Origin of the sequence: Hyphobacterium marinum (assembly GCF_036330325.1) — a bacterium.
Taxonomy (GTDB): Bacteria; Pseudomonadota; Alphaproteobacteria; order Caulobacterales; family Maricaulaceae; genus Hyphobacterium; species Hyphobacterium marinum.
Window position 1 is genome coordinate 48,000 of sequence record NZ_JAZDRO010000004.1, and the last position, 19,097, is coordinate 67,096.

General features: G+C 63.6%; 17 protein-coding genes and 1 tRNA gene. 11 read left to right on the plus strand and 7 right to left on the minus strand.

The window, feature by feature from the left end; genetic code table 11:
- Positions 1-936 (minus strand): branched-chain amino acid transaminase, encoded by a 936-nt coding sequence (locus tag V0U35_RS09915; RefSeq protein ID WP_373696404.1) that lies wholly within the window; start codon positions 934-936, stop codon positions 1-3.
- 156 nt (positions 937-1,092) lie between these two features.
- Here V0U35_RS09915 and V0U35_RS09920 point away from each other — a divergent pair, with 156 nt between their 5' ends.
- Positions 1,093-1,473: a SpoIIAA family protein gene (locus tag V0U35_RS09920; protein WP_330196554.1), complete on the plus strand. Its 381-nt coding sequence runs from the start codon at positions 1,093-1,095 to the stop codon at positions 1,471-1,473.
- Here V0U35_RS09920 and V0U35_RS09925 read toward each other — a convergent pair.
- Together V0U35_RS09925 and ppa are read right to left on the minus strand one after the other, a co-directional pair.
- Positions 1,470-2,489: a Vgb family protein gene (locus V0U35_RS09925; protein ID WP_330196555.1), complete on the minus strand. Its 1,020-nt coding sequence runs from the start codon at positions 2,487-2,489 to the stop codon at positions 1,470-1,472. The two genes, V0U35_RS09920 and V0U35_RS09925, sit on opposite strands and share 4 nt — an antisense overlap.
- Positions 2,490-2,579: 90 nt before the next feature.
- Positions 2,580-3,104 carry an inorganic diphosphatase gene (ppa, locus tag V0U35_RS09930; protein ID WP_330196556.1) on the minus strand — a complete coding sequence of 175 codons (525 nt, stop codon included), beginning with the start codon at positions 3,102-3,104 and terminating at the stop codon, positions 2,580-2,582.
- A 237-nt stretch (positions 3,105-3,341) separates the two neighbouring features.
- On the opposite strand from ppa, the gene V0U35_RS09935 reads away from it, so the two are divergent.
- A complete protein-coding gene (locus tag V0U35_RS09935) occupies positions 3,342-7,202 on the plus strand; it encodes a YadA-like family protein (protein ID WP_330196557.1) in 3,861 nt (1,286 codons plus the stop codon).
- Here the strand turns inward: V0U35_RS09935 and V0U35_RS09940 are convergent, their stop codons facing one another.
- The 3 genes from V0U35_RS09940 to V0U35_RS09950 all read right to left on the minus strand — a co-directional run bounded on the left by V0U35_RS09940 (position 7,203) and on the right by V0U35_RS09950 (position 10,429).
- Positions 7,203-9,584 (minus strand): response regulator, encoded by a 2,382-nt coding sequence (locus tag V0U35_RS09940; protein ID WP_330196558.1) that lies wholly within the window; start codon positions 9,582-9,584, stop codon positions 7,203-7,205. It abuts the gene before it with no gap.
- Positions 9,585-9,788: 204 nt separating this feature from the next.
- Positions 9,789-9,864: transfer RNA gene (locus V0U35_RS09945), tRNA-Lys, on the minus strand.
- Positions 9,865-9,952: 88 nt separating this feature from the next.
- The gene (locus V0U35_RS09950; RefSeq protein WP_330196559.1) at positions 9,953-10,429 is read right to left on the minus strand and encodes an SRPBCC family protein; all 477 of its coding nucleotides are present in this window, start codon (positions 10,427-10,429) and stop codon (positions 9,953-9,955) included.
- Between the two features lie 46 nt (positions 10,430-10,475).
- Between V0U35_RS09950 and V0U35_RS09955 the strand changes: the two genes are divergently transcribed.
- Positions 10,476-10,859, plus strand: coding sequence for an ArsR/SmtB family transcription factor (locus tag V0U35_RS09955; protein WP_330196560.1), 384 nt, complete (start codon positions 10,476-10,478; stop codon positions 10,857-10,859).
- Between the two features lie 35 nt (positions 10,860-10,894).
- Entirely contained in the window at positions 10,895-11,239 is a 345-nt protein-coding gene (locus V0U35_RS09960) for an Hpt domain-containing protein (RefSeq protein ID WP_330196561.1), read from the plus strand.
- Here V0U35_RS09960 and V0U35_RS09965 read toward each other — a convergent pair.
- Positions 11,236-11,550 (minus strand): chorismate mutase, encoded by a 315-nt coding sequence (locus V0U35_RS09965; RefSeq protein WP_330196562.1) that lies wholly within the window; start codon positions 11,548-11,550, stop codon positions 11,236-11,238. The genes V0U35_RS09960 and V0U35_RS09965 overlap by 4 nt on opposite strands.
- 127 nt (positions 11,551-11,677) lie before the next feature.
- On the opposite strand from V0U35_RS09965, the gene V0U35_RS09970 reads away from it, so the two are divergent.
- The 7 genes from V0U35_RS09970 to V0U35_RS10000 all read left to right on the plus strand — a co-directional run bounded on the left by V0U35_RS09970 (position 11,678) and on the right by V0U35_RS10000 (position 18,702).
- Positions 11,678-12,730, plus strand: a complete 1,053-nt coding sequence (locus V0U35_RS09970; protein ID WP_330196563.1) for an NAD(P)/FAD-dependent oxidoreductase — start codon at positions 11,678-11,680, stop codon at positions 12,728-12,730.
- A gap of 41 nt (positions 12,731-12,771) precedes the next feature.
- On the plus strand, positions 12,772-13,389 hold the full coding sequence (locus V0U35_RS09975) for a glutathione S-transferase family protein (RefSeq protein ID WP_330196564.1): 618 nt from the start codon (positions 12,772-12,774) through the stop codon (positions 13,387-13,389).
- Between the two features lie 4 nt (positions 13,390-13,393).
- Complete coding sequence (locus tag V0U35_RS09980) at positions 13,394-13,723, plus strand: 2Fe-2S iron-sulfur cluster-binding protein (protein WP_330196566.1); 330 nt, start codon at positions 13,394-13,396, stop codon at positions 13,721-13,723.
- Positions 13,724-13,727: 4 nt separating this feature from the next.
- The gene (locus tag V0U35_RS09985; protein WP_330196567.1) at positions 13,728-14,201 is read left to right on the plus strand and encodes an NUDIX domain-containing protein; all 474 of its coding nucleotides are present in this window, start codon (positions 13,728-13,730) and stop codon (positions 14,199-14,201) included.
- 85 nt (positions 14,202-14,286) lie between these two features.
- Positions 14,287-14,976, plus strand: coding sequence for a hypothetical protein (locus V0U35_RS09990; RefSeq protein ID WP_330196568.1), 690 nt, complete (start codon positions 14,287-14,289; stop codon positions 14,974-14,976).
- Positions 14,973-16,952 (plus strand): M64 family metallopeptidase, encoded by a 1,980-nt coding sequence (locus V0U35_RS09995; protein ID WP_330196569.1) that lies wholly within the window; start codon positions 14,973-14,975, stop codon positions 16,950-16,952. The genes V0U35_RS09990 and V0U35_RS09995 overlap by 4 nt, the downstream gene beginning before the upstream one ends.
- A gap of 100 nt (positions 16,953-17,052) precedes the next feature.
- Positions 17,053-18,702 carry a hypothetical protein gene (locus V0U35_RS10000; protein WP_330196570.1) on the plus strand — a complete coding sequence of 550 codons (1,650 nt, stop codon included), beginning with the start codon at positions 17,053-17,055 and terminating at the stop codon, positions 18,700-18,702.
- Positions 18,703-19,097: the final 395 nt, after the last annotated feature.

The window sequence follows — 19,097 nt, forward strand, 5'->3', positions numbered from 1 at the left end:
TCAGCCGATGTGGTTGAGCCAGCCCTGCGAGTCCGGTGTCGACCCGTCGAAGAGGCCAAAGAAGGCTTTCTGCACGGCCCGGGTCACGGGGCGTTCCCCGTTCCCTACCGTAAAGCCGTCAATGGACCGGATCGGCGTGATCTCGACCGCAGTGCCCGTGAAGAAAGCTTCGTCACACGTATAGAGCGCTTCTCGCGGCAGGGGCTGTTCAATCACCGCGTGGCCGAGATCGGCGAGCAGCTTGATGGCGGTATCGCGCGTGATTCCCTTCAGAATCGAGGCCGCACCGGGCGGGGTGCGGATGACGCCATCCTCGACGAGGAACAGGTTTTCGCCCGACCCTTCGCTGAGGAGGCCGTCACGCCCGAGGCCAATCCCCTCGTGAAAACCGCGATCCTTGGCCTCATAGCCAATCAGAATGGAAGACAAATAATTTCCGCCCGCCTTCATTCCGGGCGGAACCGTGTTCGGAGCGAGCCGGTTCCAGGACGAAACGCAGACATCCACGCCGTTTTCCAGTGCCCCATCGCCCAGATATACCCCCCAGGGAAACGCGGCGATAATCACGTGAATTGGCGTATCGCGGGCACAAACGCCGATTGGTCCTGCGCCGCGGAAGGCAAGGGGGCGGATATAACCGCACTTGATGCCATTGGCACGAACCGTCTCGCGGCAGGCTTCAACGAGTTCCTCCTGGGTGTAGGGCCATTCGATCCTGTAGAGCCGGGCCGATTTGAACAGGCGCGCGATATGATCTTCCAGACGGAAGACGGCAGGGCCATCGGGTGTCTCGTACACACGGATGCCTTCGAACACCGAAGATCCGTAATGCAGAGCGTGGCTCATCACATGGACGGTGGCGTCCTCCCAACGGCGCAAACTTCCATCCATCCAGATGTGATCGGCACGCTTGGTCATGGACTTCCCCTTTGAAATCTGTTTCCAGGCCATTCAAGGCTGGCGATAGACCGGCGGTCAATGCGTGATCGCGACTGCAATTGCCCAGGTCAATCGCAGCGGGCGTGCTTGTGATGTCCGGTTCAGTTACGTTACGCGCAGCATTCCTATCGGCAGCCAGCAGGCGCGTGTTTCATGCCAGCCACCATTACCTTCGACAGCGATGTGCGCGCCGTCATCTCCGTGTCAGGCCCCGAGGTCACACGCGATTCCATGTCCGATGCGATCCGGGTGATCATTTCCCAGCTCGCCGCGAATGACAGCAACCGGCTGATCGTGGACATGTCGAGATCGGACATCGCCGTGCCCGTTGAGAGCACGACGATCATCCTCGACCGGCTCCTCAACGCGGTGCATTCCAGCCTGATCGTCGCGATCATCGTCAACGACAACCAGGCGGCCCACTTCGACCATGTCGCAGACTACCTCGGCGCGGGCATGGTCGAAGTCGAGCGTTTCGCCACGCTGGATGCGGCTCGCGACTGGCTGGCCGGAGACCGGGGTAACGCCGCCTAGTCTTCCGCTCCCGGCAGGATGGCCCGGCCGATCGTGTTGGTATCGGCCCCGAACCAGATCTCGTTCATCGGCGCATAATACTGCATGTGCCGCACAACGCTGCCGCCTGATGGAACCGGTGTCTGCGAGAAGAAGGTCTCGGTCGCCGGATCAAAGCCGACGAAATTGTTCACCTCCGGCCCGGTCTCGACGAACCAGATCCGGTCCATGCCGTCGACCGCCATGGCATAAGGATAACTCTCTTCGGCCGACGGCGCGCGCCATTCCTCGACACCGCCCGTTTCGGGCGACAGCGCACCGAGATAGCCTTCCGCATAGTCCACATACCAGACAAGGCCATCACTCGTGTGGCCAATCCGGCGCGGGCGAGTGCCCTCGCGCGGCAGGACATATTCGGTCAGCTGCATCGTCTCGGGATCGATCATGGCCAGCTTGTTGGTGCCCAGCAGAGCCACCCAGACCCGCCCGTCCGGCGTGATCGTGATGCCATAGGGCCGTGCGCCTTCGGTCGGAACGTCGAAAATATCGAGCTCCCAGGTGCCCATTTCCAGCCGGCCGATCCTGTTGCCCCCCTGCGCGGTGAACCAGATATTCTCGCCCGCCGCGTCAAAGATCAGCGTGTGCGGATCGCGCGGCACGCCATTGGGCATGTCAACGCGAAGGAACTGGCCGGATTCGGGATCATAGCGGCCGATATGGGCGGACCGGTTGCCGGCATACCAGATCATGCCGTCCGGCCCGACAATCTGGTTGTGTGGCCCGTCACCGGGCTGCAGATCGGCGCGGCCAAACTCGCCTGTATCCACGTCCAGCCAGCCGATATAGTCGCCGGCCTGACCGACAAACCAGACGCGCTCGCCATCGACGGTGAAGGGGTCGCGCGGACGCGTGCCCGGCCAGGGCGTGGTCCATTCCTGGATACCGACCGACCCTTCAGCGTCCGAGACGAAGTCCTGCGCCAGCGACGGCGCGGCGAGCGGCAAGGTCAGGGCGAGGGCGAGAACGGACGTGCGCATGGGCGATGCTCCGGATGGCTGAAAGACACCCGGAAACCATAGCGCGAAACGGCCACGCGCCCAAAGGTAATCGAACGGAAAGTTTGGGAATTACGCCGCCGCCTTGATCGCCTTGACGATCAACTCGCGGGCCGTGTCGGCACCCTCCCAGCCCCTCACCTTCACCCATTTTTCCGGTTCGAGATCCTTGTAGTGCTCGAAGAAGTGGGTGATCCGCGCGAGCTGTGCCGGCAGGATGTCGGAATAGTCCTTCACATTGTCATAGTAGGGCGTCAGCGCGCGGTGCGGCGCGGCGAGGATTTTCTCGTCCAGCCCGCTCTCGTCCTCCATGAGGAGGACACCAATCGGACGCGCGCGCACGACACAGCCCGGCATCAGCGTCGTCGAGCCCAGGCAGAGGACGTCAATCGGGTCGCCATCGTCCGACAGGGTGTGCGGAATGAAGCCGTAATTGCACGGATAGCGCATCGGCGTGTGCAGGAAGCGGTCGACAAAGACCGCGCCGGAGGCCTTGTCCATCTCGTACTTGACCGGATCGCCGCCGAGCGGAACCTCGACGATCATGTTGAAATCGTCGGGCGGATTAATGCCCACGGAGATGGCGTCGATATTCATGGCGGTGTCACTCTTTGGCGGCTGCGGCGGGCGTCCCCGTAGAGCAGGAGGGCGGACGGGGCAAGCCTGAAAGCCCGCTGCGGCATTCTGCCGGAACTGGCCGGTTGCGGCTGGCTTCGCACAATCTTAACGGAAAGCGAGCTGCGATCGCCTCGCACCGCGGGTGAACGATTCGTAGACGTGCTGCGAGTCAGAGCGCCAGCGGGCATACGAAAACAGGTGCAGGGGGTATTCGCGATGCTTCGGTCCCATTGGCTGGCGTCGGCAGCAGCAGGCGCAATTGTAGCGGTTCTGGCAACGGGCGAAGCGTCCGGGCGGCAGGCAGCATTGGGCGGATTCTTCGATTGGCTGCCCGATATTCTGTCCATCGCCGAGGCGTCACAGGCCACTATTGGAGCCGAATCGGCGAACCTGCAGATGCCACAAATCCCGGGTGAAAACGGCACCGTCGAGGTATCAGGAAAGGGCGCTGGCGTAGCGAGCCCGTCCGGAGCGGGCGCGGGTTGCGCAACAGGCTCGGGCATAGCTTCCACGGAATGCGGTGTCGGATCTACGACGGGAACAGCCACGACTGCTACAGCGGTCGGGGCAGCGGCCAATGCGTCTGGCAGCGGGGCCACGGCGCTGGGCCAGAACGCCCGTGCCACGGCGACCGATACCGTTGCAGTCGGGCGTGGATCCCTGGCATCGGGGAACGATGCGGTCGCCTTCGGGGCGGGGGCTGCCGGGACAGGGACGCAATCCATCGCCATTGGCTGTGACGCCGACGCGACCATGGACGGGTCCATCGCCATCGGTATGGCCGAAGTCTGCGATGGCTCGGTCGCGGGCACGACAGCAAACGGGGCCTCGGCGATAGCGCTGGGTGAATCCGCTGCCGCATCGGGCGACTCGGCAATTGCCATGGGTGAAGATGCGCGCGCTCGCGCAACCGATTCCATTGCCGTGGGCAATGGGGCTGAGGCTTCGGCCAGTTCCGGAGTGGCTCTCGGCAGCGGTGCCCTCGTCGACGGCAGCTTCGCTGTAGCGCTGGGCGATTCAGCCGATGCAGGCGGCCTGAATGCGATTGCCGTGGGTTTTGCCGCCAATGCAGCGGGGGCAAACTCCATCGCGGCCGGGTTCGGCGCGGCGGCGTCGGCTTCCAATGCGCTTGCGCTCGGCAATCTGTCTGATGCCACGGCCAGCGGGGCTATCGCCATCGGCGCCGATGGGGGGGACGCCAACAGCGACGGTGCACAGGCGACAGGCAGCGGCTCCGTCGCACTGGGGACTGACACAATTGCGAGCGCCGCGGGAGCTGTCGCCATTGGTGCCAACTCCGTCGCCGATGTCGCCAACACTGTTTCGGTCGGCTCGACCGGAAACGAGCGCCGAATCGTCAACGTCGCGGATGGCACGCTGGCATCGGGCTCACATGACGCGGTGACGGGGGGGCAGCTGTTCACCCTGCAGAGTAGTGTGACGGCCAACACGACCAATATTGGCACCAATGCGACCAACATTGCGTCCAATGATACCGACATTGCGAACCTGCTGACGGTGACGTCTGCCAACGCCACCGATATCGACAATATCGAGGCGGTAACAGATTTCCTCGCGGTGAATTCCACCGGCGCTGCGGCCAGTGCTGCGGGTATAGATGCCATTGCATTGGGCGAAGGCGCTTCCGCTGCCAATACCAGCTCTATCGCGATTGGCAGTGACCAGGATGACGATGGCGTCGGCGCAGAAGTGGATGCCGACAATGCTATCGCCATCGGCGCTGATTCTTATGCTGGCGGTGTAGCGGCCGTCGTCGTCGGTGATGCAGCCAGTGCATGCGGTGATTTTTCTGCGGCGTTCGGCACCGGTGCAGCGGCTTGTGCGGACCGTACCGTGGCTATCGGCGCGTTTTCGGTTGCGGATTCTGCCGCTTCGGTCGCAATTGGTGCTGGCGCGGCAGCCGTCGCCAACGGTTCGACCGCATTGGGCGGCGATTTTGACGGAGACGGCACCGGTGCCGTGGCCAGCGGTTTGGGGTCGACATCGGTGGGGTCGGAATCCGCTGCCACGGCAGATCTGGCAACCGCTATCGGTGGCAGCGCCACCGCAAGCGGTGACGAGTCCGTTGCGCTCGGCGAGAATGCCCGGGCAACGGGAAATGACTCCACGGCTTTGGGTCAGGACTCCGTCGCGTCAGGTGAGAATTCCACCGCCGTCGGTGAGAGCGCGCTTGCGACCGCTCTCGGCGCGACGGCGCTGGGTGAAGATGCCTGGGCCTCTGCGGACGAAGCACTGGCCATCGGCAACGACTCCGATGCGTCTGGCTCCCGCTCCATTGCCATCGGTGCGAATTCGGAGGCGACGGCCCTGAATACAATTGCGCTGGGCACCGATTCGGTCTCGACAATGGCTTCCGCGATTGCCGTCGGGACGGAGGCCGAGGCCACCGGCGCGTACTCGCTGTCTCTTGGCAGCTTTTCTTCAGCCCTGGGCAGGAGCTCGACCGCACTGGGTACGAATTCCTCGGCATCGGGCCTCAGTTCCGTTGCCCTGGGGGTTCTGGCATCGTCAACAGCAGAGAGCGCCATCGCCGTCGGTACCCAGTCGAGCGCATCTACAGTGCTGTCGACATCGGTCGGGTCGTATTCGGCTGCGTCCGGTACCAGCGCGACCGCGCTGGGCGCTCAGGCTGCGGCAAGCGGGTATTTGACAACCGCGACAGGCGTCGCTGCCACGGCGACCGATGCCCGGGCGACGGCAAACGGGGCGTTTGCAGCCGCAACGGGCTATGAATCCACGGCGCTGGGAGGCTATGCGGCCGCTTCTGGCCAGAGGGCGACTTCGGTGGGGGTCAATGCCGCGTCAGGTGCAAATTTTGCCACGGCTATCGGCGGCAATTCCCAAGCCTCTGCGCAGGGCAGCACGGCCATCGGGGCGCTGTCTACGGCTTCGGGAGCGCAGGCGCTCGCCTTTGGATTTCAGTCGGAAGCCACGGGCACGGGCGCAGCAGCAATCGGAACACAGGCGTCGGCGGGTGCCAGCTTGGCCAGTGCCTTGGGCGGATACTCCCAAGCGACCAATACCAGCGCGACAGCAGCCGGCGCGCAGGCCAATGCCTCCGGTTACCAGTCGAGCGCGTTCGGGGTCGCCAGTGCGGCCTCGGGCCGCAATTCGATGGCGCTTGGGGCCTTTTCCCAGGCCGGATTCGAGAACTCGGTCGCGATCGGCAATGGTGCCCAGACGACGTTTGCCAACCAGATCCTCCTGGGGCTGTCGACGAGCTTCTACACGATGCCGGGCATCGTCTCGCCGGCCAACCAGGTGGGCAGTGCGGACTATGTCGTCGTCTCGGACCTTTCCGGGAATCTCAAATCCATGGCGATGTCGAGCTTCGCGATGACCGCGCCTGACGCGTCGGACTCCTACAATACCGTGCAGAACGCCGAAGTGGCTGCCCTGCGGGCCCAGGTTACTGCCCAGAATGCCCAGATCGAGGCCATGCGCGCCGAGTTCGCAGCGCTGCGGGCCGAGCTGATGGGCGAGCCGGCGATTGCGTCTTCCGGCGAGGACTATGCCGATCTTGGCGGAGGCGGAAGCGGCACCGGTGATGGCGGTGAGCCGGCGACCGGCGGACCGGGCCAGGCCATTGGCGGCGGGATCGGCTCGGGCCGGACCGGCGGGACGGGCGGTACAGGCGGCTACGGTGGTTATGGTGGCTATGGCGACCGCACCGGCACCATCATCACCGGGACGATGGCGGCCAATACCGCGGCCATCGCGGCGAACACCGATTCCATTGTCGCGCTGCAGGACGATGTGAACACGCTGCGCATGGACTTCTCCGAACTGCAGACCACCGTCTGGAGCCAGGCTGACCAGATCAAGGTCAACCGCGACGGTGTCGCCATGGCGCTGGCCATGGCCGGTGTCGGCGGGCTGGACAGTGACGAGCGCTTCGCGCTGGCCGCCAACTGGGGCTTCTACGACGACGCCCACGCTTTCGCCTTCTCCGGCGCGGCGCGGATCAACGAAACCTTCAGCCTCAATGGCGGGATCGGTTTCGGAGCCGAGACCGGCGAGGTTGGGGCCCGCGCCGGCGTCCGCTGGGGCTGGTAGTCAGCGCTCGGCGAGAACGGCCCGGATGGCCCGCAGCAACTCGTCATCGCTGAACGGCTTGGCGAGGACCGCCGTCGCGCCATCGCCATTCCGCTCGACAGCTCCGGGATCGCCGGTCGCAAAAATGACAGGCAGTTTCGCAGCCGTCGTGCGCAGGGCCAGGGCCAGTTCCGCGCCTTTCATGTCGGGCAGATTGTAGTCGAGAATGGCGAGATCGGCGGCGAGTTCCCGGGCCGCGTCACACGCTGCCTTGCCGCTGCGCGCGATGCGCACCTGGCACCCTTCCCGTTGCAGGGCCGCCTGCATGCCGATGGCGATGATCGGCTCATCTTCGCAAATGAGAACCGACAGGCCTTCCAGGGTGACATCGGGGCCGGCAGATTTGGGGGTCGCTCCGGACCGGGCCAGCGTCTCCCTGATTTTCAGGGCCAGCTCCCGCCGGTCATAGGGCTTCGCCAGAAGATTGACGCCCTTGTCCAGATGTCCGTCGCGGGAAATCACGTCATGGGAGTATCCCGAGGTAAAAAGGACGGGGAGGGGCGGGGTCCGCTTTCCGGCGGCAACACCGATATCGGTGCTCTTGCGCCGTCCCGGCATCACCACATCGGTGAACACCAGATCAAGCGGCTGGCCGCTTTCGATAATGGCGATGGCCGTATCCGCATCCCGCGCTTCGAGCGTGCGGTAACCCAGTTCCCGCAGCAGCGTGAGCGTCACTTGCAGGACCGCGTCGTCATCCTCGACAACGAGGATGGTTTCCTGGCCGCCTTCAGCGGTCTCAGCGGCCGGGGTGTCGTCCATCTCCGCCGGCCGGTCGCACCGGGGCAGGAAGAGGTCGATCCGTGTGCCCTCGCCAACGCGGCTCTCGATCGCGATGTCGCCGTTGGACTGCTTGACGAAGCCATAGACCATCGACAGGCCCAGCCCGGTGCCGCGTCCGCTTTCCTTGGTCGTGAAGAAGGGCTCGAACACATTGGTCAGTAATTCAGGCGCAATGCCGCAACCGGTATCTCCCACCGACACGACGACGTAATCGCCCGGGGCGAGGCCATTGGGTGACGCACGGTCCTTCGCTCGCACGGTCCGGTTGGCGAGTGAAATCGTCAGCGTGCCCTGGCCCTTCATGGCATCCCGCGAATTGATGGCAAGATTGAGCAGGGCGTTCTCGACATTTGCGGTATCGATGAGCGTATTCCATAGGTCCGCCCCGGTCCTGATATCCAGCTCCACACCTTCACCGAGCGCGGTCCGTAACATGGATTCGATAGACGGTATGTGTACCGACAGGTCCACGACTTTCGGATCAAGCGTCTGCCGGCGGCTAAAGGACAGCATCTGCGCGGCCAGCGCCTTGCCCCGTCCGACGGCGTCGCGGGCCTGTTTCAACAGGCGGGCCGGTTCGGACTCACCATCCAGCCGGCTTTCCAGTGTCTGCAGGCTGCCGCTGATGACCTGCAGGATATTGTTGAAATCATGGGCGACACCGCCGGCCAGATTGCCGATGGCTTCCATTTTCTGGGCCTGACGCAACTGGTTCTGGGCGTCCTGCAGCTCCTGGCTGCGTTCCTCGACACGGTCTTCCAGCGTCGCATTGAGTTCCGCCAGCGCCGCTTCGGCGGCATAGCGCGCGTCGATATCGGTATTGGTCCCGATCCAGCGCGTGACCTGATCGTTCTCGTCGCGCAGGGCCGAAGCCCGGACGAGAAACCACTGGAACGCGCCATCATGGCGCAGGACGCGGAACTCGATTTCGTAAGGATCCCCGGTCTCGATGGAATGGCCCCAGGCAGCAATCGCGCGTTCCTGGTCCTCGGGATGGATGACATCGACCCAGGCCGAGCCGGTCAGCGATGCAGCGACTCGGCCAGTGTATTCCTGCACCCGGTCATTGACCCAGTCGAGCTGCCCGTCCGGCAAGGCTGTCCAGACATGGTTGGGCATGGATTGTGCCATCGACTGGAAGCGCGCCTCGCTTTCCCGTGCGGCCTGTTCGACCCGGACCTGCTGGGTAATGTCATTGGTCTGCTGCAGGATGTGTGTAACCCGGCCGCTTTCGTCCTTGATCGGGGTATGGCTGGCTTTCCAGAACCGCTCCTGCATCTGCCCATCGGAGGTCGGAATGGCATAGGGGATGAGCGGGATCAGATCCGGTTCGCCCGTCTCCAGCACGCGCGCCAGCGAACCGCTCAACAACGTGTGCGGTTCCGATCCGGGTTCGGACGGAAAGGCCTCCATCAGGCGTTGGCCACGAATGTCCCCAGGGTCGCGTCCGGTGACATCAAGATAGGCCTGGTTCATCCAGACAATGCGCTGGTCGTGATCCAACAGGACGAAGGGCAGAGGCGCGAGGCGGAAAGCTTCGAGCAGGAGCGAATCGATCAAGCAGATTTCCCAGGCAGCGGCGGTTGCCAGCATATACGCATGCAGGTCCCGCCCGGATCATCCATTCGTGACCAATCGTGTCATTGAGTGCAAGAAAAACTGGCGCAACCTGCTCGGGAAAGCGAGGGAAATCGGGTCCAGCCCGTGAACGCCCGTTCCATCTGGTTGCGGGATTACGGGATTTTTCAGGTATTCGCTGGAAATTGGTGCGCCCACAAGGATTCGAACCTTGGACCCGCTGATTAAGAGTCAGCTGCTCTACCAACTGAGCTATAGGCGCCCCGGATATCGGATGTGATCCGGCTTCGCTTCAAGCGAAGGGTGGCGGAACATACGCCTGAATTCCGCAAAAGCAAGAGGGCAGGACGCTACTTGTACATGCCTTCACGGATGTTGAGGCCGTGTTCCACCCACGCCTTCATGGCGCACAGCATTTGCGACCAGCCCATGCAATTCCCGTAAGAGGATTTTCGGCCGGCTTCGGTCGGCCGCCAGCCTTCTTCGGCGATCGTGACGAGCGTGCGGCGGCCCTCATCGATCGGCTCGAATGTCAGCGTCACGGTCGTATCATAAGGTGAGGGGCCATCCGACGGATCAACCGGATCGGTGTCGTTGGCCTGCCATTCCAGGATGATTTTCCGGTTCGGCTCGACCTCGATGATCTTCACCGGAAACGCGCCGGGATAATCGTGGAATTCCCACATTACGGTCGCGCCGGTCTCGAGACGCCCCTTGGCACCGCCCGTGGTGAAATAGCCCGACAGCTTGGCCGGGTCGGCCACGGCCTCGAACACCTCGTCAACCGGACGCGAAATCCGGCCCGACACGGAAAACTTCAGATCCATGACACACCTCCTTGCCTCGCGATCAATAATGTTATAAAAATATAACATGTCAAGACGCGAAGAAAACGACAGGATATTCAAGGCGCTGGCGTCCGATGTCCGGCGGGATATTCTCGACAGCCTGCGGGATGATCCGCAAACGACCGGAGCGCTGTGCCGCCTGTTTCCCGATCTCAGCCGCTATGCGGTGATGCAGCATCTCGGCGTGCTGGAGGCGGCTGGGCTGGTCATTGTCAGACGGCAGGGGCGTAAGCGCTGGAATTATCTCAATGCCTTGCCGATCAAGGACATCCACGACCGGTGGATTGGGCCCCACGCCGCGCGTGCGGTTGATGTGCTGGCCAATGTGAAATCGGACCTGGAGCGGGATACGCCGGGCACGGGAAAAGTTGAGACATCGGAAACGGGCGGCCGGCTGCAGCGCCGATAAGGATTCTCGTAACGCATGGATGCTACGGGAATCGCATGAGCGAGTCTCTTCAATCCCGGCCCGCGCCCGTCTTCGACACGGCCCACCTGGCCCAGTATACCGGCGGGGATAGCGCGCTCGAAGCCGAGCTTGCCGGACTGCTGCGGGAACAGGCGGACCGGTGTCTGGCGGCCATGGAGGCTGCTGAGGATCCCGTAGCCTGGAAGGCGGCAGCCCACACGCTGAAAGGCGCGGCACGGGGTGTCGGGGCGTTTGCCCTGGGCGAGGCGTGTCAGCGCGCCGAAGAGGCCGGGCCGGTCAGCTGGCCGGCTGCCTGCGCCGACGTCCGCCGCGCCTGCGAGGACGCTTTTGCCGCGATCGAGGCGACTCTGAACGCCTAGCCGCGCGTCGCATCCCAGACTTCAAACTCATAGGCGATCGAGCGTTCAACCAGCTCGCGCCAGACCGGCTCGGCAATGGACCGTGACAGGCCCGCCGCGTCGGCGCTGGCGCACACCTTGGTCAGGACATCCTCGATCCGGGCTTCGTCCCGAACGACGTCGCGCGAGGGCTTGATGCGGGCTGCCGCTTCCATGTAGCGCGCGCGTTCCGCGATCAGCTCGACGAGCTGGCGGTCGAGTGCGTCGACCCCGGCGCGGACGTCCGCCATCGTGGTGCAGTCCTCGGGCGCGGCCGGTGCGTCATAATGCATCTGAAGTCCTTTGGGCCATGGGGGTGGAGCAGGCGGCATTCCTCCCTTATATGCGGACCGCGCGCCGGGCCGAAAGCGGCAGTGCGCCGCAGACCTGTCATTGCCGACTGCCGGACGGACCATCCCCATGCCCACCGAGCCCCAAATCGCCGAGCCCGGCGCGACCCATGAAACCGATGTCATCGTCGTCGGCGCGGGGCCGTGCGGCCTGTTCAATGTGTTCGAACTGGGACTGCTCGACCTGAAGACACACCTGGTGGACATCCTCGACCGCCCGGGCGGGCAGTGCGCCGAGCTCTACCCGGAAAAGCCGATCTACGACATTCCCGCGCTTCCCGTGGTCACCGGCCAGGAACTGACCGACCGGCTGATAGAGCAGATTGCGCCCTTCGACCCGGTCTTTCACCTGTCGCAAATGGCCGTCGCGCTGGAAAAGCGCGCCGATGACCGCTGGCAGTTGACCACCGATGCCGGCACGGTGCTGATCGCCCCGGTCGTGGTGATTTCGGCGGGTGGCGGATCCTTCCAGCCGAAAAAGCCGCCGATTCCCGGTATCGAGGCCTATGAAGACCAGTCGGTCTTTTATGCCGTGCGCAAGATGGAGGCGTTCCGCGACAAGCGCCTCGTCATTGCCGGGGGCGGAGACTCGGCCCTCGACTGGACGCTGAACCTGTTGCCGGTTGCAAAGTCGGTGACATTGATTCACCGCCGCCCGGAATTCCGCGCTGCGCCGGATAGCGTCAACAAGATGCTGGCCCGGGTCGAGGCCGGCGAGATGGAGTTCCGTGTCGGCCAGATCGCCGGTCTGGAAGGCGGGGATGGACAGCTGACCGGCGTGCGCCTGCGCAGCGACACCGGTGAAGATGTTCTCGAAGCTGATGCGCTGCTGGCGTTCTACGGCCTCACGATGAAGCTGGGCCCGGTCGCGGAATTCGGCCTCAACCTGCATGAAAACCTGATCCCGGTGGATACCGAGAAGTTCGAGACCTCCACGTCCGGCATTTTCGCGGTGGGTGACATCAACTGGTATCCCGGCAAGCTGAAACTGATCCTGTCGGGCTTCCACGAAGCCGCGTTGATGGCGCAGGCCGCTTTCCGCATCTGCCGCCCGGACGCGAAACTGCGCTTCCAGTACACGACCTCGTCCAGCGAACTCCAGAAACGGTTGGGCGTGAAGTAAACGGGCGCTAGGCTCCCGCTTGCAACGCGATGGAGTGATTCATGTCCGTAACCGTGTATGGGGATAGCCGAAGCGGAAACTGCCAGAAAGTACGCTGGGTCGCCGAGCGCATGGGTGTGGATTTCGACTGGATCGAGGTCGACATCACGTCGGGCTTTACCCGGACGGCTGATTTTCTGGCGATCAACCCGGCAGGCCAGGTGCCGTGTCTGGTGCGCGAGGACGGGCGTGTCCTGGCCCAGTCCGGGGCGATCATGCTCTATCTGGCCGAAGGCTCCGACCTGATCCCCGAAGACGCGTTCGACCGGGCCAAGATGCTCGAATGGATGTTCTGGGAGCAGTATAGTCACGAACCGGCCATTGCCGTGCGCCGGTTCCAGAAGGTGATCCTGAAGAAGCCGGAATCGGAAATCGATCCCTATCTGATGAACAAGGGCCGCCGGGCGTTGGGCGTCATGGAAATGCGGCTGATGGCGCGGGAATTCTTCGTCGGAGAGGGGCTGACGCTCGCCGACCTGGCACTTGTGGCCTATACGCGGACCGCGCCGGAGGCTGGATTTGACCTCGACGAATTTCCCGCCGTCCGGGCCTGGGTGCACCGGGTGGAACGCGAGCTCGGGCTTGATCCCATTGGGGACGATCTGATGGTCGAGGCCTGATCCCGTGGGCGAGGAACGCACCCTGATCGTCACCACCCGCGAGGGTGAAACCCACAAGCTCGCGGCGCTGGATGGTTGGCGGGTGATGGAGATCATTCGCGACCACGGCCTGCCCATCAAGGCCGAGTGCGGCGGTGCGGCGGCCTGCGCGACCTGTCACGTCTATGTTGATCCAGCCTGGTTACCGAAACTGGCACCTCCCAACGAGGAGGAGGAAGACCGTCTCGACGAAGCCTTCGAGGTGATGGGCAATTCACGCCTGTCCTGCCAGATCCTGATGCGTCCCGATCTCGACGGCCTGCCGGTCACGCTCGCGCCCGGCAGCGAACCCTGAGCCGATGACCAAGCTGCCGGCCCCGACTTTCGGCAAGAAACTGCCCGGAAAGCCGTATACGAAACGCCCGTGTGCGTTCGGCATCGCGGCCAATGAGGACGGGCAGATCGCCTGTGTGAAGATCACCCGCCCCAGCTATGTGCGCTGGGACTTGCCGGGCGGCATGCAGGAGAAGGGCGAGACCATCAAGCGCGCCCTTATACGCGAATATGCCGAGGAGACCGGCCTCAAGATCAAGGTCGGCGAACTGGTCGCCCGCACACGGCAGTACCTGGTCAAACCCGATGGCGACCGGCGCTTCAACCGGTCGAGCTATTTCGAGGTCGAGATTCGCAAGAAAGCGCCCGAAGGCAAGGCCGAGGACGACCACGAGCTGGTCTGGCTCGATCCGGTCAAGGCCCAGCGCCGGGTTCGCGATGATGCCGCCGCATGGGCGATTGCCGCCTGGCTGCGGGCCCGCGCCAGGCCCGCGGATTAAATTAAGGAATTTCCCCCTTTGCATTGACGCGCGGGCGCGCCTCGCGGTCCAATGATTGCCACCAATACGCGAATGGGGGGAACACATGGCACGCGGGATAAAGACAGGAGCGGTACTGGGCTTGCTGGCCGGGAGCCTTGCCAGCACTTCCACTGCCGCGGACCCGATCCGGGTCGAGGTCGAACCCGGACGGTTTGCGACAGAAGCGGCGCTCGTCGATCACGTCCATGCGACCCTGCGCGGTGTGACCGCCGATATCCGCGGCGCGGACCCCGCCGGGGGCGTGGTCCTGCTGGACGGTGATGAGGCGGCAGCCCGCGCGCTGCGTGCCGACCCGGTCTTCCTCCGTGTCGCCCATGATGGTCCGGAAGAGCCGCGCCTGCGCAATGTGCTGATCGAGATATCCAATGACGGCGCGACCGCTGAACCCTTCCGGGATTCGGCACGTCCCGATCCGGTTTTGGACGGGCCGACCGGCTGGCCGGGTGAGGTGGTCCGCGTTGATGCGCTCGCGGCTGACGGCGCTGTGATCGCCACGGTGTTTGTCCGAGATCCGCGTTTCGTCCGCTATGAGGGCTGGAATCCGGACGGCAGCCACGAGACCGGCTCGAACCGGTCCTTTGTCGATGATACCCAGGTGCTCGATATCCTCGTTGCCCTGCCTGCCGAGGCCGAGCGCGTTGTCGTTTATGACCGGCTGGACGTTCCCGAAGAGCCGGACGGCCGCCGCCGGCTGGGCGATTTCCGGATCAGCGAGGCGGAGGACGCGCAATGATCCGCGCGCTCGCGAGCCTGGCTGCCCTGGCGCTCGCGGTCCCAGCGGCGTCGGCACAGACGCTGGTGCCCATACATCTCACCGGTGATCCCGATACGCGGATCAACTACGTCATCATGGCCGACGGTTTTACGGCTGGTGAGATGGACAGTTTCCGGACTGCGGCGGACACATTCCGCGACCTGCTGCTCGGGTCCTCGCCCTATGTGCGCTATGCCGACTACATCAATGTCTACCGCCTGGAACTGGTCTCGAACGAAAGCGGTGTCAGCACCCCGTCCACGACCGTTGACACCGTCTTGCGATCCGTCCTGGGGTGTTTCTCGATCGACAGGCTGTTGTGCGCGGACAATGCGCGCGGATCCGCTGCGCTGACTGCCGCCGACCCGGACATCAACTTTCATATCCGGCTGATCGTTGCCAATTCGCAGACCTATGGCGGCGGGGGCGGGTACTTCGCCACGACGACCCTGCACCCGGCGGCGGGCAGCGTGTTCGAGCACGAGATCGGCCACAGCTATGCCTCGCTGAACGATGAATACGAGGACGCCAATATCTGCGCCCAGCAGCCCGGCCTTTACGGTCCGCCGGGCGAGATCAACACCAGCGCCCAGTCGACGCGCGCGGCCAGCCCCTGGACGATGTGGATCGATGCCGGAACACCGGTGCCGACCACGGGCACGACGCCCAGCGTGCCGGGCATGTATGAGGGCGGGCACTATTGCTCCACCGGCGTGTGGCGGCCGACCTATGACTCGCTGATGCGGTCACTGAACCGGCCGATGGACCCGATCAATTCCGAGCAGTTCGTGCGCGTCTTCCACCGCACGGCCTCGGGGTTCGATGCGGTCAATCCGCCTGCCGGCGCGGTCTCGGTACCGCGTGACGGGCGTATCCGCTTCACCGCCATCCCGAAGACCATAACCGGGACCGCCTTTGGCTTGACCTGGCGGGTCAATGGGCAGGTAGTCCAGGCACCGGCCGCCGCTGACAGCGGGGTCGAAGGTCCATCCGCCGACGGTATCGGCTTCTTTGCTGACGGGACCCGTTACGCCTTCATCGCGTCCGCCTTTGGGCCGGGACAACACACCGTGACGGCGACATTGCGCGACGACACGGCGCTTGTCCGCAATGATCCGGGCACGGACCTCGTTCACGAACAAAGCTGGACAGTCACAGTCGAGGATCGTGATACGCCGTCCGCCCGGCTTGCCGCCGCCGTTCTGCCCTATGCGCGCTCGGTATCGGGCGGCGCGGCCGCGACAGCGTTCGCGACGGTGATCAATTCCGGAACCGACACCGCGACCGGCTGCACGCTCGCGCTTCAGGACAGTGCGGGCAATGCCAGTCCGGCGACGTTCAGCTACCGTGCGACCGACCCGGCCACGAATACGCCTCTGGGCGGTGACAATCCGACATTCACGACCGGACCGGGCGCCTTCTCGACCTTCGTGTTTTCGGCGGCCTTTGCCGGCACGGTGTCAGGGTCCGAGAATTTCGTGGTCGCCGATTGTGCCAATTCCGATCCGTCCCCGCGCGGTGCAGGTGTGAATTCGGCGCTGATCTCCAGCGGGCCGACGGCGACCCCGGATATCGTCTCGGTGGCGGCGACGCTGGGTACACCCGGTGTCACGGATCTGCCCAGCAATGGCGGGCGCGGCGTTTTCGCGGTTTCGGCGGTCAATATCGGCGCGGCGGGTGACGTGATCGTACGGGCTGATCTCGGCCCGGTCAGCCTGCCCATCGAAGCCGATATCTGCGAGACCAATCCCGCCACGGGGCAGTGCGTTACGGATCGTCTGAACCGTCTGCCGGTGACGTTCGGAGCCAATGAGATCAAGACCTTCGCGGTCCGGTTGCGGGCGCGGGGACCGATCCAGTTTGCACCGGAACGCTATCGCATCTTCCTGCTGTTCCAGGACGGGGGCAATGTCAGCCGGGGCGGAACAAGCGTGGCGGTCCGGACCAACGAATAGCCGCAACGCCCCTGTACAATGCTGGTCCGCGGCTGTCTCTGGATTGTCATTTTGCTATCGTAAGTTAGAGTGGCCGAAAGCTTGTGGGGGATTTGACATCATGCGTTCTGCACTCATTGCGGCTGCAATTCTGTTTGCGGCTCCGGCTACAGTTCATGCCCAGGCGAGCATTTCCGGCTCGATACTGCCTTCGGCACGATCAACGGGCGTTGGAACACCGGCGACGGCGTTTGCGGCCATCGCCAATGGCGGCGACGCCCAGGCCGACAACTGCCGCCCGGAATGCTTCAATTGCGGACCCGGTGCCGTCGATGCGGCCTTCAGCTATCAGACCACCACGCCGGCGAATGCACTGTCAGGGACGCCGAATACTCCTGCCAACATCCCTGCCGGAGAGACGCAGAACTACCTGTTTTCGCTGACGCCGAACTCGGTCTTCAGCGGCCAGGCGGCGGTGATCGATTTTGTCTGCGACAACGGCGTGCGGGGCACCTACCGCCCCGGGCTGACGGATTTCATTCTGTCATCTGATCCCAATTCGCCCGACATCCTGGCCATTGCCTCGACGATTTCCGGTGACGGCGTCGCCCGCATCACGACCCCCAATGGCTTCATCCCGTTTGCCGTATCGGCCGTGAATATCGGATCCGGTGACCCGCCTGCCGGGGACCTGTCCAGCCCCTCAGCCGGAAACAACCAGGCAACCATCCGCGTCTATCCCGAAGCAGGCGGGCTCGACCTGCCTCTGCTCTACGATATCTGCGAGGCCAATAATCTCAGCCAGTGCATCGGGCCGCGCGGCACCAGTGTCAGCGCGCAAATCGGCGACCAGCCCTCATACTTTGTCGTGCGGGCTCTGGGGCAGGGGGCGGGCGTGCCCTTCTTTCCCGATATCGTCCGGGTCAATGTCGTCTTTGAAAGTCAGGACGAGACCCAGCGCGGCCGGACCAGCGTTGCCGCAATCGTGACCGGCCCCAGCGTCGGCCAGAACGACACCATGCCGGTTGGCATCTGGAATATGGACGTCAGTGGACCGGCCGCAGGTTTCGGCGAGATCGGTGAAGGCATGATCGTCATTGATGGCGGTGGCGGACTGACAGCGTTTGCCAATGTCGAGATACTGGGGGCCAACGGATCTGAATACGGCTTCTTTGGCGAGGTTGGTGCGGACAGCGGTGCCACGCCGCCCACCTTCACCGGATCGGTCTTCGACATCAACGACAATAACCCCGCCGTCAGCTATGACTTCAACGGGATATGGGGTCCGCAGACCGTCGTGCGAGGCAATCTGACGGTCCCCGCCACCGACGGACCAGACCTGTCAGGGCCACAGCTGGCGAATAACCAGACACGGCGTATCCGGGCTGTCTATGACCAGCTGACCGACCGGGCGGTGACCCAGGCCGGGATCGCGGGAACCTATGATCTGGTTGATGAAGACGGCGGAACTCCGCGCGATATCGGTGACATCACGATTGATGCGCAAGGCCAGTTGTCCGGCACGGTCAGCGACCAGAGCGCCAATATCTGTCAGGCAACAGGAGACATGACCCAGGTTCAGGCCGGCAAGAACATCTTCTTCGTCAACATGACCCTGACCGGGGCTTGCCAGTTTGCGTCAATGTATAGCGGTCATGCCGCCCAGATGGATGATCCCGACAATGGCATTACCAATGGCCTGGCGATGATATTCGGGAACCAGAACGCCATCGTTCAGATCGCCCTCGTCCCGGATGCCCAGTTTCCATGACAAGACCGGTCTGTCGGCTGAGTTGTTGACCAGTCCTTGGCTCGGCCTCCTTGGCAGCAGCCTGACAGCGCCATTGTCTTGTAGGCCGACTCCAAACATGACTCCAGGTGGTCCCTCCGGCACCGCCCAATGCTGATCTTGAATTCGTTTTGCTCGGAAGCCCCATCCGCGGCCGGGATGACTGGCCGGCATTGTTTGGCGGCGATGTCTGGGGTCATGCAATATTTAGCATTGCTAAAAAATACTGGGACAGGGCGCGAGCGCGGCCAAAAATAAATTCAATGCACATCCCGCGTTCATCGCTGGTTTATATACATTACATTTTCAATAGACTCGCCAGAATCCCGATTGACTCAAAAATCGAAGTATAGTGAAGGGCGCTCCGGTTAATCGCT